11 protein-coding genes are annotated in these 12,273 nt (G+C 63.7%); 8 read left to right on the forward strand and 3 right to left on the reverse strand.

From position 1 onward, the window contains the following. Window positions 1-21 precede the first annotated feature (21 nt). Entirely contained in the window at window positions 22-828 is an 807-nt protein-coding gene (locus tag BM190_RS31850; RefSeq protein WP_177237415.1) for a lytic transglycosylase domain-containing protein, read from the forward strand. An 11-nt stretch (window positions 829-839) separates the two neighbouring features. Here the strand turns inward: BM190_RS31850 and BM190_RS31855 are convergent, their stop codons facing one another. Next, window positions 840-1,655 carry a response regulator transcription factor gene (locus BM190_RS31855; protein WP_092261602.1) on the reverse strand — a complete coding sequence of 272 codons (816 nt, stop codon included), beginning with the start codon at window positions 1,653-1,655 and terminating at the stop codon, window positions 840-842. A gap of 295 nt (window positions 1,656-1,950) precedes the next feature. Here BM190_RS31855 and BM190_RS31860 point away from each other — a divergent pair, with 295 nt between their 5' ends. Both BM190_RS31860 and BM190_RS31865 read left to right on the forward strand, forming a co-directional pair. Then, window positions 1,951-3,108 carry an acyltransferase family protein gene (locus BM190_RS31860; protein ID WP_092261628.1) on the forward strand — a complete coding sequence of 386 codons (1,158 nt, stop codon included), beginning with the start codon at window positions 1,951-1,953 and terminating at the stop codon, window positions 3,106-3,108. A gap of 91 nt (window positions 3,109-3,199) precedes the next feature. Continuing rightward, the gene (locus BM190_RS31865; RefSeq protein WP_092261603.1) at window positions 3,200-4,048 is read left to right on the forward strand and encodes an MBL fold metallo-hydrolase; all 849 of its coding nucleotides are present in this window, start codon (window positions 3,200-3,202) and stop codon (window positions 4,046-4,048) included. Window positions 4,049-4,076: 28 nt separating this feature from the next. Here the strand turns inward: BM190_RS31865 and BM190_RS31870 are convergent, their stop codons facing one another. Next, window positions 4,077-4,952: an aldose 1-epimerase family protein gene (locus BM190_RS31870; protein WP_092261629.1), complete on the reverse strand. Its 876-nt coding sequence runs from the start codon at window positions 4,950-4,952 to the stop codon at window positions 4,077-4,079. Window positions 4,953-5,131: 179 nt separating this feature from the next. Here BM190_RS31870 and BM190_RS31875 point away from each other — a divergent pair, with 179 nt between their 5' ends. The 5 genes from BM190_RS31875 (at window position 5,132) to BM190_RS31895 (ending at window position 11,787) form a co-directional block, all read left to right on the forward strand. Beyond that, window positions 5,132-6,235, forward strand: coding sequence for a glycosyltransferase family 4 protein (locus BM190_RS31875; protein ID WP_092261630.1), 1,104 nt, complete (start codon window positions 5,132-5,134; stop codon window positions 6,233-6,235). Between the two features lie 274 nt (window positions 6,236-6,509). Beyond that, window positions 6,510-7,649 carry a glycosyltransferase gene (locus BM190_RS31880; RefSeq protein ID WP_092261604.1) on the forward strand — a complete coding sequence of 380 codons (1,140 nt, stop codon included), beginning with the start codon at window positions 6,510-6,512 and terminating at the stop codon, window positions 7,647-7,649. A 161-nt stretch (window positions 7,650-7,810) separates the two neighbouring features. Beyond that, window positions 7,811-9,091, forward strand: a complete 1,281-nt coding sequence (locus BM190_RS31885) for a hypothetical protein (RefSeq protein ID WP_244550778.1) — start codon at window positions 7,811-7,813, stop codon at window positions 9,089-9,091. Between the two features lie 30 nt (window positions 9,092-9,121). Further along, complete coding sequence (locus BM190_RS31890) at window positions 9,122-10,399, forward strand: glycosyltransferase family 4 protein (protein ID WP_018323207.1); 1,278 nt, start codon at window positions 9,122-9,124, stop codon at window positions 10,397-10,399. Further along, the gene (locus BM190_RS31895; RefSeq protein WP_092261606.1) at window positions 10,396-11,787 is read left to right on the forward strand and encodes a hypothetical protein; all 1,392 of its coding nucleotides are present in this window, start codon (window positions 10,396-10,398) and stop codon (window positions 11,785-11,787) included. Before BM190_RS31890 ends, BM190_RS31895 begins: the two co-directional genes overlap by 4 nt. Window positions 11,788-11,915: 128 nt before the next feature. Here the strand turns inward: BM190_RS31895 and BM190_RS31900 are convergent, their stop codons facing one another. Continuing rightward, complete coding sequence (locus BM190_RS31900) at window positions 11,916-12,119, reverse strand: hypothetical protein (RefSeq protein ID WP_092261607.1); 204 nt, start codon at window positions 12,117-12,119, stop codon at window positions 11,916-11,918. Window positions 12,120-12,273 lie beyond the last annotated feature (154 nt).

The raw sequence follows: 12,273 nt of genomic DNA on the forward strand, positions 1-12,273 counted from the left end.
CCGGAGCTCTATGACGGACCGATGCTGTGGGATCGGGCAGGCTTCAATCTCGGCGCGACGTGGAGACACCTGGCGGTCGTCCTGCTGTTGTCGGCCCCGATCTGCGCGCACGCCGGAGACGCCGAGATGGACGGGCCGCACGCGACGTCGGCGATCTCCACCGGCAGGACGGAGCTCGGCGCCGGCGAAACGCCGTCATCCCGGGCCATGATCCGGAAGATCATCGAGCGAGAAACCGCAAACACCAATTTACCGGCCGATGTCGCCGAAGCGGTCGTGTTCGTCGAAAGCGGCTACAATTCGGCCGTCATCGGCAGCGTCGGCGAGATCGGCCTGATGCAGGTGCGGCCCGAGACGGCGGCGATGCTGGGCTTCCGGGGCAGCGATGCGGAACTCACCGAACCCGACATCAACATCCATTACGGGGTGCTTTATCTCAGCCGGGCCTGGCGCCTCGCCGGCGGGGATCTCTGCCGGGCCCTCATGAAGTATCGGGCAGGCCATGGCGAAGAAGATATGACCGCGCGGTCGCAGGTCTATTGCAATCGGGCCCGCAACCGTCTTGCCGCCATGAATTCGAAGGCTCTTGAGACCGAGGTTGCGGCCGCTCCGAATCCGGCGCCCCGGCCCACTCCCGCAGCACCTACGGCAGCTCCGGCAAATCCGGCGAGCCGCCCGAAGATGGCTGCGCAACCCAAAGCCGTCTATGCCCGCTATCGTCAAGGCACCGCGGCCGCCAGCCGCGCCTATTGGGCCGCGCACGAGGCCAGGGTCAGCCAGATCAAGGCTCGCATCGCAGCGCGATGGAAGCGCGTCGCATCGCGCTGACGACAAGTGCCCTAGAGCCGCTCGCTGAGCGCGAGCTTGTAGCCGACGCCGGTGACGGTCGCGATCACGGGCGTGCCGCTGCCGACGAGCTTGCGGCGCAGCCGCGCCACCAGCGCATCGACCGTGCGGATGTCGACCTCGGCCTGGCGGTTGCTGACGACCTCGATCAGATAGTCGCGGCTGAGCGGCCGTCCGTCGGCACCGACCAGCGCCGCGAGCAGGTCGAATTCGGCGCGCGTCAGCGCCACCGGCTTGCCGTCGCTGCCGAGCAATTCACGCCGGGTGAGGTCGATGATCCAGTCGCCGAAGGCGATCGAATTGTGGTTGCGCGCCGCCTTGCGGTCGAGCGAGCGCCGCCGCAGCACGCTGCGTGCGCGCGCCAGCAGGTCGCGCAGATTGATCGGCTTGGTGACGTAGTGGTCGCCGGCGATCTCGAGGCCGAGGATGCGATCGACGTCGGTGTCGCGGCGCGTCACGAAGATGATGCCCGCGTTGCTGGTCGCCTGGATCTCCTTGGCGAGCTCGAAGCCGTCACCATCGGGCAGTTGCACATCGAGGAAAATGAGATCGGTTCGGGCGCGCAACGCCTGGCGGCACTCCGCGCAGGAGCTGGCGCCGACCACGTCGAAATTGTTCTCGCTGAAATAGCCGACCAGCATGGTCCGCGTCACCGAATCGTCCTCGACGACGATCAGCCGCTCGCGGCCGGCGGGACGCAATTCCTTAAGTGCGGGATCAACCACTGTCTTGGATGTCCTGTGTGCCTGGGACCCGACCTGGAAATTCAAGTCACCGCGCAATGCGCTGTCATGTGAACGGACATTCACGACTTGTTCGAGCCCCCGAAATTGCTTGCTGGAATATTAGGCGCGTTGCGACGCGCAAACAATATTGCTCATGGTCTCCAGGGATTAAGTATGAATTGGCCCACAATTCTCATTCCGCGCATCGTACCGCAGGATGGCCCCTGGGAGGCCTTACGCCGGCCCCGGGGCCGGCGACCCCACACATTCAGCTTTGGACTCAACCGGCGGTTAACGTAAAGACAGCCTTCGGCTTCGGAAAGCCCACCTGCGCCTCTATTGTCCCGCCTGCACAATACGAAACCACGGAGCAGGCGTGATGCAGGGGCAGGCCCGGTTGGCTGCCGGTCGAATCGAGCAAGGCATAGCGCCGTTCGGCCGCTCGCACACGCTCGATGTCCTGCGCGGCCTGGCCATCGCCGGCGTGATGGCCATCCACGTCTCGCAGTCGTTTCCATCAAATATCCACGCCGTCGATTACGCCTTCATGTGCGGCTGGACCGGCGTCAACGTCTTCTACTTCGTCAGCGCCATGACGATGTGCCTGATGTGGACGCAGCGTGTCGAAACCAGTCCGACGCGCAAGTTCTACATCCGCCGCTTCCTGCGCATCGCGCCGCTGTTCTGGCTCGCGATCCCGATCTACCTCGTCATCAACGGCACCGGCCCGAGCGCCAATGCGCCTGGCGGCATCGGGCCAGCTCAAGTGATCCTCACCGCGACGTTCCTGCACGGCTTCTGGCCGGACAGCGTCAACAGCGTCGTGCCCGGCGACTGGTCGATCGCGGCCGAGATGACCTTCTATCTCGTCTTCCCGCTTCTGATCACCGCGTTCGGTTCGCGCCGCCATCTCTATCTCGCGCTGGCGATCGTGCTGCATCTCGTCAATGTCTGCCTGTTCAAGCCGTGGGCTTTCGCGCTGTTCTCCGCCTATTACGGCCCCGGTCACGAGGCATTCGTTTGGACCACGCTGCACATCAGCTTCCTGAACCAGCTTCCGGTCTTCCTGGTGGGATGCGCGCTGTTCTTCGCGCTGCGCGACAGATTTGCCAAGTCGGACGCTGCGATCTACGCGGTCTTCATTGCGCTGTCCTTCGCCGCCGACCGCGTCACCGGCTCGCACGAATTCAACTATCTCATGATCAACCTCGTGCTCGGCGCGCTGGTTACAGGTTGCATCAAGCTTGCCATCCGCTTCCAGCCGCTCGAGGCGCTCGGCCGCAATTCCTATTCGATGTACCTGTCGCACTTCGCGGTGATCTACGGCCTGCATCAGCTCTGGCCGCTCGCCGATGGACTGGTCTCGCTGCTCATTGCCTACGTCGTCACTGCCGTGCTGAGCTATCTCGTCGCGCGCGCGACCTGGCATCTGGTCGAACGGCACGCGCAGGATCTGGCGCATCGCCTAACGAAGGCAGGACCGGACCGGTCAAGCCTCCGGCCAGCCGTCGCCGCCACCGCGGCCAGCATCCCCTAAGTCCCCCGCTGCATGCTCCGGGCCTGATGCGGCTTGCCTCGCTGCCGCCTCCGAATCTACTGTGGAGACTCTTCACGCTGGAGAAGGCTCCATGGAGGTCATACTGCTCGGCACCGGCGGCCCGCGGCCGGACCCGCGCCGCATGGCGACGACCACCCTGATCAGGCTCGGCGACGAGAACATCCTGTTCGACGCCGGCCGCGGCGTCGTGGTGCAGCTCAGCAAGGCCGGCGTTCCGCTCGGCTCCATCAACACGGTCTTCCTCACCCATCACCATTTCGACCACATCGGCGATCTCTACGATGTGATGCTGAATTCATGGATGCATGGTCGCAAGGACGATCTGCGCATCTATGGACCGCCGGACACCGAACGGCTTGTCAACACGCTGGTCACGCAGGTCTACGACAAGGACATCGCCTGGCGCGATCAGGGCGAGCCGACCTTCGGCGGCTGGAAACCGGTCGTGGCGACGGACATCATTCCCGGACCCGTGCTCGACACCGCCCGCTGGAAGATCAGCGCCGAGCTCGTCTCGCACGGCGACGGCCTCGACATGTCGCCGGCGTTCCTGGCGCGCTGGATGTGTCTCGGCTACCGCTTCGAGGCGGAGGGGAAGGTCATCGCGATCTCCGGCGACACGGTCCCCTGCCCCGGTCTCGAGCGGCTGGCCGAGGGCGCCGATTTGCTTGTCCAGTGCTGTTTTCTCGCAACGCCGGAGATCAACAACGAGCACCTCCGCCGCCTTGCGAAATTCACGATCGCCTGCGGCGACACCGTCGGCAAGGTTGCGGCCAAGGCCGGCGTCAAAAAGCTCGCGCTGACTCATCACCGGCCGCGCGCCGACGATGCCATGCTGAAAGCGCTGCTTGCGGATGTCAGGCAGGATTATGCGGGGCCGGTCGTGCTCGGCGAGGATCTCACGCGCATCGAGATCTGAGGGCCGACGCTCGGCTCGCCCTTCGGCTTCAGGACGATCCGACCTCGATCCGGAACGACAAGCGCTCTTCCGCACCCGGCGCGATATGCATCAGCCCCGGCTTGTCCGCGAATTCGCCGTCAAAGCCGGCGGGACTGGCATAGCCGCGCCAGGGCTCGATGCAGAGGAACGGCGCGCCCGACGGTTTCGACCAGACGCCGAGTTCGCGAAAGCCGCGCCAGGACATTTTGAGCCAGGGGCCGCTGGACGCGGCATAGCGGACCGCGTCGCTTTCGATTCGGTCGAAGATGACGGCGTCATCGACGAACAGGGATTCCGACAGGGGGAGCGCGGCACCTTTGACTGGGCTCGGCTCCGTTGCCGGGCGCAGCAGCCCGCCATCGAGTCGGCGGACGGGAGAGGATTCCACCTTCGCAAAAGCCAGCGCGTAGTCCTCTTTCGCGCTTCCGAGCCGGAGCGGCCAGTTGAAGGCGGGATGACCGCCGATCGAGGCCGGCAAAGTCTCCTTGCCGGTGTTGGCGATCGTGAGCGTCAGGTCGAGGCCGGCCTCATCGAGGACATACGCGGCCGTCAGACGGAACGCGAACGGATAGAGCGCGCGGGTCGTCTCGCTGTCTTCGAGCACCAGCGTGCAGCGGCTCTCGCCGCGCTCCGCCCATGCAAAGCGGCTGTCTCGCGCAAAGCCGTGCTGGGTCATCCGGTATGTCTTGCCCCGGTGCCGCAATTCGTCCCCGGCGAGGCGCCCCACGATCGGAAACAGCAGCGGCGCATGGCGCGGCCATTCTGGCCCGGCCTGCCAGACGAATTCGGTGACATTGTCCTTCAACGAGCACAGCTCGGCGCCGTGCGCCTTGATGGTCGCGGTGAGCCCCCCGCTGCGGAGGGAGTGGGTGTCGTCACTCATGGCGGACATCTACACCGCGACCTCACACGCAGCAAGGCAACGTCAGCCATGCAGGCGGAACGTCTCCACCGTGCAGGGCTACGTCATATTTCTGTACCTAACGGTTGCTCCTTTGCGGTTCGTCCCCCGCCAGCTTGCTGCAGGGCGGCCCGGACTCCGATCAACACTATGGTAGCCAATTGAAATTCTTCATCAACGGTCGTTTTCTGTCGCAAAAGCTCACCGGCGTTCAGCGTTATGCCGCCGAGATCGTCAAGGCGATCGACGTGCTTTTGGCGTCGGAGCAAACTCCCGCCTCGCTGCGGAACGCAGACTGGCAGTTGCTGACGCCCGTGGATGCAAGCGAGCAGCTCCAGCTGGAGCGAATCAAGATTCGCGCCGTCGGCCGCTTGCGCGGGCACGCCTGGGATCAAATCGACCTGGCGCGCGCCGCTGCGGGTGGCCGCTTGATCAGTCTCGCCAATTCCGGCCCCGTGTTCCATCGCGACCACATTGTGGTGATCCATGACGCACAGGTCTTTCGCAGGCCCGACTTCTTCAACTGGCGCTATCTGGCAGTTCACCGAACCATGGGCCGGCTGCTCGCCCGGCACGCAAGCATCGCAACCGTATCGGCCTTTTCGCGCAAAGAGCTTGCCGAGGTGCTGAATCTGTCAGCAACGGCGATCCCGGTTTTCCCCAATAGCGCCGAACACTTTGCCAGGACGAAGCCGGATCCCGACATCATTGCCCGGCTCGGCGTTCAGCCGCAAAAGTTCTTCCTCTTCGTGGGCTCAAAGACCAAGAACAAGAATCTCTCCATCGCGATCCGCGCTGTCCAGCTGCTCGATCGAGCCGACGTTCCCCTGGTCATCGTCGGAGGGGATAATAGCAAGGTCTTTCAAGACAATTCGGGCGACGGGGTTTCCGGCCTGCTGCTCGCCGGGCGTCTGACGGACGGCGAGATCGCCGCTCTCTACGCGCATGCATCGGCATTCGTGTTTCCCTCGCTGTACGAGGGCTTCGGCGTGCCGCCACTCGAAGCCATGATCTTCGGTTGCCCAGTCATTGCCTCGACGGCCGATGCGGTCGTGGAGACGTGTGCCGACGCCGCTGCGTATTTTGACGCCAATGATGCCGAATCGTTGAAGCAGCTGATGCTCGAAAGATTGGCAATCGGCGCCATCTCCGATCAGGAACGGCGGCGGCAGCAGGAACGCGTTGCGTTCTTTTCGTGGCAAAAGTCGGCGAAGTCGTTGCTCGATCATCTCGCACCATCGGCAAACGTTGCCAGCGCTGCTTGAAGTTCGATGCACTTCGCTTATCCCGCGCATCGGTTTTCGCACAAACAATTTGCAACTGGCTGCAACTCGCACACCTGCGCATGGTTCCACGAAAAGTTTTCGTTCTTCCCATGACAATCACGCGCACAAAGAGCTTGGCGCAACATCACCACATCGCTGCCCCAATATCGCTACGTATTCGAGGAACTGTCTCTCGCACTAGCGAACACTAGCGAACTCAGAACAGGGATACAGGATGTCCGGCTCTCCAACGCGGCCCTACGGAAGGCAAACGATGAAAGTGCTGCACATCGCCGAGACGATCCGGGGCGGGATTGCCAGCTACCTGAACGAGTTGCACCCACAGCAACAGGCGAGCTTCGGCACCGGGAACGTGCACTACGTCGTGCCGTCGGATCATCGCCGCGATCTTCCGGCGATCAATGACAACCAGATTACGACGTTCGAACGATCCGGTCGCGGCATCTCTGGGCTATTCCAGATGCTGCGCGCAAGCATGCAGGCGCTGGATGCCTTTCGCCCTGATGTCGTTCACCTGCATTCCTCGTTTGCGGGCCTGGTGCTGCGCCCGGCGCTGGCGGCCCGCTCCGACGGTCCGCGCGTCGTCTATTGCCCGCACGGCTGGGCGTTTTCACGCGAGACCGGCCGCCTCAGTCATCTCGTGACGAAAGCGGCGGAGAACCTCCTTGCCCGCACGTCGGACCGAATCATCTGCATCTCGAGCGACGAGTTCAACGAAGCCGTCCGCGCCGGGATTCCCGCCGAGCGCCTCACCCTCGTCCATAACGGCATCTCGAAGAGCCGCACACCGCAGCCTGTCGCGGCCGACTGGACGTCCGAAAAGGTCAAGGTCCTGTTCATCGGACGGCTGGACCGCCAGAAGGGCTTTGATCTCCTGATCGAAGCGGCACGCTCGCTCGAGGACGTGCTGGAGATCCGCATGATCGGCGCCTCCGTCGTCAACAAGTACGAAGGCCCGAGCGTCCCGTCCAACGTGTCCCTGCTGGGCTGGCTCGATCGCCCGACCATTGAGACCCAACTCGAGGCCGCCGACCTCGTCGTGATCCCGTCACGATGGGAAGCCTTCGGCCTCGTTGCCCTGGAAGCGATGCGCGCGGCCAAACCCATCCTGGCGTTCCGCAGCGGAGCATTGCCCGAGATCGTCGTCGATGGCGTGACCGGCGTGCTTTGCGAGCCCGTCGCGGTCCAGCCACTCGTCGACGGTTTCCGGCGAGCACTCGATCTCGACCTCAAGGTGCTCGGACAGCGCGGTTACGACCGGTTCAAGCAGTTTTATGACGTTCAGAAGACGCATGGGCAATTGCAGCAGGTCTATGCCGAGCTGCTCCATGACGACCGGACACCGATCGACGCGAAGGCGGGGCTGCAGTCGGACCTCTCCAAGAATTTCTGATGGCTCGACGTTCACACTTGCCCTCGCAGATGCAGGAGATCGCGATGGCGATGTCATGGACCGGACTGGGTGTCACCGCGAACGCAGCACGCGCGAGCATGAACTAGCCGATGATATTCTCACGCACCTTGGTTCGCGGCAGCTTCCGCCTCGCGGGCATCATGGCATCGATTTTTCTGCCGGTCTCCGTCTGCGCACAGCAGGCGCAACCGCTCGATGCCCGATTCCTGCTGGGCGTCGGCACCCATCAGGGGCTGGGTGGCCCGGTGAGCGCGCGCGGATACGTTCCTTCGGAAAACGTCGCGCAGATCAAGCAGCTCGGCCTCAACGCCTTCCGCGATGACTTTCCCTGGTCCGATTTCGAGGTCGGGGGACGCCGGATGGGCTTCACGCCCAGGCTCGGCCGGCTCGAAGCGCAAGTCAAATCCGGCGTCGCGCGCCCCCTCCTGATCCTCGCCTTCGGCCATCATCTGGTTCCGAATTCCTCACCGCCGACAACCGATGAGGCCCGGCAGCGGTTCGCCGATTATGCCGCGGCGGCGGCGCAATCGGTCGTGGCGCAGCATCCGGTCTTCGAACTCTGGAACGAATGGAATCTGGCGGCGAAGAAGGATCCGGCGTTCTCACCGGAGAACTATCTGGCGCTCGCGCAAGTCGCGCGGCCGGCGGTCAAGCGCGTTGCACCGCATGCGCCTTTCCTGGTCGGAGCTCTCGGCGACGATCCGGGCTGGACATGGACGGAGAAGATGCTGCGAACCGGCATTCTTCAGCATGCGGACGGTGCTTCGATCCATCTCTACAATTTCTGCATGGGCCCGAGCAAACGCACGTCGGCCGAGATCATCGACCGGCTCACGGCGTTTCACCGTCTCGTCGGCCAGGCCAGCGGAAATCCTGACTTCCCGATCTACGTCACCGAGACGGGCTGGACCACGGCCACCAACAAGTGCGGCGTCAGCGAGCAGGCCCAGGCCGACAATACGGCTCAGCTCATCCTGTGGGCGTCGACCGCGACACGCTGGCTCAAGGGCATGTGGCTCTACGAGCTCAAGGACAGCGGAAAGAACCCGTCGGAGCTGGAGGATAATTTCGGGCTCTATCGTTTCGATAATTCGCCAAAGCCGGTTGCCTGCGCGGCCCAGGGGGCCTGGGCCTTCATTCGCCCCAGCCTGAGTGCCGAGCGCCGCGAACTCGCTAGCGGTGTCGTGTCGATCAATGCATCGACGGCTTCCGGCGGCAGAGTTGCAGTCTGGTCCGAGGCCCCGGACCGACGTTACGAGATCCGGCTCAAGGGCGATCAACAAGGCGCAAGCTTTGCGATGCCGTGCGACCAGGCGGCAAGGCCTGCGTCCGGGGTCTGGATCCCGGTTTCGAGCACACCGGTTTTGATTGCAGCCAATGACAGTGCCGTTCCCGCCCTGGAGATAAGGCCGGCGCGGTAGACGCGATTTTGCAGATATGAGGTTGATGCGATGAAAGTTCTTTTGACGTCCACGCTTTATCCGACGCCTCAGGCCCCAAAGATCGTCGGCGGCGCGGAGATTTTCGCCCGTCGTTTCGCCGAAGGTCTGGTGCAGCGCGGTGATGAGGTGGAAGTGATCCGGGCCGCATCCACGCCTCATCAGGCTCCGGAAACCTGCGACGGCATCAACGTCTACTCCGCTCCGGTGCGGAACGTGTATCTGCCCTTCACGGAGCAGAAGAACGTCGCGCTCCGCAGCATCTGGCACGCGGTGGACGACTGGCAGATGCAGGCCCCCCTGATCGCGGAGCGCATCCGGGCCTTCAAGCCGGACGTGCTGCACTCCAACAATCTGTCGGGCCTCACCACCGCGATCTGGCGCGTTGCCGCCCAGCTCGGCGTTCCCGTGCTCCATACGCTTCACGACTATTATCTGACTTGCCCGCGCTGCTCCCGCTTCAACAATGGGCGATCCTGCGAGCACACCTGCACGAGCTGCGGAATTCTGAGCTTTCATCGCAAGCGCGCCACGCATTGGCTCAGCGCCGTGGTCGGCGTGAGCGAGCGCGTCCTGTCCATTCATACCGACATGGGCATGTTCTCGGAGACGCCGATCCGCACCGTGATCCGCAACGCCTCGACCGAGCCGCCGCGCGAGCCCTACCCTCGGCCGGTCTGCACCACGGAAGTGACGTTCGGGTTCATCGGCCGCCTCACGGAGGAAAAGGGCATCGACAATTTGATGCAGGCCCTTGCTCAGCTGCCCCGTGATCGGATTCGAATGATGATCGCCGGACGGGTCAGCGAGGAGGAGCAACGGCGCCTCAGGGCGCTCGCGCCCGATGCGCGAATCGAGTTCATGGGCTTCGTGGTGCCGGACGATTTCTACAAGCAGGTCGACGTCGTGATCGCGCCCTCCATCTGGCACGACCCCGGTCCGCTCGTCGTCGCAGATGCCAAGGCTGCGGGCAGGCCGCTGCTCGGCACGCGCTTTGGCGGCATGCCCGAGGTCATCGAGCACGGCGTGACCGGCTGGCTGACCGAAGCCGATCCGCAATCCCTGGCCAGGAGCATGCTCGCGGTCGCAGCCGATCCGCACAAGATCGACGAGATCAGCCGGCGCCTGATCGCAGATACCAACAAATGGATATTCTCCGACGTGCTGTCTTCATACAAGAACCTGTATGAACAATTGCGCGAGCAGCGGATGTCGCACGTGCGCGCAGCAACGGCCGAAGCGTCGCAGGGGCCATCGATCGTCGGCAAGGAGCGCCTCATTCCGCGATGACACGCCTCCTCGCGATGGCGGGCTACGTCTATCAGAGCGCCGCGGCGATCATCCTGATCTTCGCGATCAGCCATCTGTTGCCCGCCGCCGACTACACCAACTTTTCCCTCGCGCTGGCCTCGAGCCAATTGCTCTGCGTCCTGATGTTCGAGTGGCTGCAGCTGGCCGGACTGCGGTTTCTGGCGGCAGCCAAGGAAAACGAGGCGGCGCGGCTGAGGTGGTCGCTATTTGCCGCCGGCCTGTCGAGCGCAGCCGCGCTCGTCGTGGTCGGGAGCTGCGCGTCTGTGGCCAGCGTGCTCCCGACCGGGATCGTCGCGTTGGGTCTCGGCATATCCGTGCTCCAGGGCTTGACGGATCTTTACTTCCTGTCGGTCCGCCTGTCCGACCGGCTGGGCATCGCATCCTTTCTGCTCGCGCTGCGTGCCACCGCCCTTCTGATTGGAGCCGCCGCGGGCGCGATGATCTCGGGGACGGCCGAAGCGGCGCTGCTCGGCATTGCCTTGGGTCACGCCCTCGGCCTCCTCGCCGGCCTTGTCGCCTATCGCACGCCGATGGAGCGCGTGTCGCCGCAAACGATGCTGGCCGACTGGAAGGAGTTCTCCCGCTACGGCATGCTCGCGGCAGGCGCGTCCGTCATCCATCTGTCGGTGCCGGTGCTGCTCCGTGTCATCGTCGTCGGCCAGCTGGGTGCGACCGGGGCCGGGGCTGGATTTTCGATTGCGCTCGACCTCCTGCAACGTCCCTTCTGGGTTCTCAATGCGGCGATCCACACCGTGAGCTATCCGGAAGTGGTCAACGACTTCGAACACGGAGGCAGCGCAAAGTCAGTGCAGTCGGCGCGGCGGATGTTCGAATTCATGATCTGCACGACCCTCGTGCTGCTCGGTGGTCTGATTGGATTCATTCCAGATGCCGCCCGTATCCTGGTGCCGCAGGCGAGCCTGGATGGCTTTCTCGAGACGGCACCAACGGTCGCCGCCTTCTATTTCCTGCACACCCATCTGCAGGCGACGATCGCGGTCGTTCCCCACCTCGAGAAGCTGGCGACCAGGCTCGTCGTCGTCGCGGCCTGCCAGCTCGCCATCGTTGTGTCCCTCTCCCTGGTCGCGGTATCGGCCGGCCTGTCGCCGCGGGGGGCGGTCGGCTGCGCTGCGGTCGCCACGCTCGCGACGATCCTGGTCGCACTCGGTCCCACGCTGCGGTTCGAGGCGTTCCCGCGCTGGCCGTTGGTCATGCAGGCGGTCGTGGCCGCAATCCTGATCGGATCGCTCGGTTCGATACCGACGGAGCCCGCGGCATGGCTGGCCGGCAAGATCGCGGTCGCCGCGATGGCAACGGCGGTCATCGGATGGCGCGGAGACTTTCTGATGCTGGCCCGGCGCAGCTGATTGGCTGCATCAGCGGTGTGCGAAGCAGATCTGGTTCCGATACGGAACCGGGTCTTCATCAGCGGTTTCCGCGGCGAAAGCTGCACCATCCCTGAGCAGCCACAACCATTGCGAGTAAATCGATTGGTTTAACCGCCCATGGAAGCGGCATCTGCGAACTTCCCGTGCAGGAAGGCGCGAGTAGCGCGAAGGAATGAGACGAAGATGCTTTGATCCACGGCCAGCGAGAAAATGTCTTGCTGCTCCTTGCCGACCTCGCGCGCCGCGCGCGCGCCAACCGCTCTTTCAAAATCTGTCATATAAAATCCAATTCGCGCGATCTGCGCATACATTCAGCAGTGCAAATCACGAAAATCTTGAAAGCGCCTTCCTCACGCCATGCTGCCCGGGCATCGCATGAATATTCTGCTGCAACACAGAGCAAGTCTGTTCCTGCACAAGGAACCTCGTTTCGCTCGCGATTTGTAGCTTCCATTTTTATCTGAA

Source organism: Bradyrhizobium sp. Rc3b, from assembly GCF_900114915.1.
Classification (GTDB): Bacteria; Pseudomonadota; Alphaproteobacteria; order Rhizobiales; family Xanthobacteraceae; genus Bradyrhizobium.

Bases quoted from the DNA above. Each gene is read 5' to 3' on its own strand.
- BM190_RS31850 (WP_177237415.1), top strand. From the start codon at position 22: ATGCTGTGGGATCGGGCAGGCTTCAATCTCGGCGCGACGTGGAGACAC.
- BM190_RS31860 (WP_092261628.1), top strand. From the start codon at position 1,951: ATGCAGGGGCAGGCCCGGTTGGCTGCCGGTCGAATCGAGCAAGGCATA.
- BM190_RS31865 (WP_092261603.1), top strand. From the start codon at position 3,200: ATGGAGGTCATACTGCTCGGCACCGGCGGCCCGCGGCCGGACCCGCGC.
- BM190_RS31870 (WP_092261629.1), bottom strand. From the start codon at position 4,952: ATGAGTGACGACACCCACTCCCTCCGCAGCGGGGGGCTCACCGCGACC.
- BM190_RS31880 (WP_092261604.1), top strand. From the start codon at position 6,510: ATGAAAGTGCTGCACATCGCCGAGACGATCCGGGGCGGGATTGCCAGC.
- BM190_RS31885 (WP_244550778.1), top strand. From the start codon at position 7,811: ATGGCATCGATTTTTCTGCCGGTCTCCGTCTGCGCACAGCAGGCGCAA.
- BM190_RS31890 (WP_018323207.1), top strand. From the start codon at position 9,122: ATGAAAGTTCTTTTGACGTCCACGCTTTATCCGACGCCTCAGGCCCCA.
- BM190_RS31895 (WP_092261606.1), top strand. From the start codon at position 10,396: ATGACACGCCTCCTCGCGATGGCGGGCTACGTCTATCAGAGCGCCGCG.
- BM190_RS31900 (WP_092261607.1), bottom strand. From the start codon at position 12,119: ATGTATGCGCAGATCGCGCGAATTGGATTTTATATGACAGATTTTGAA.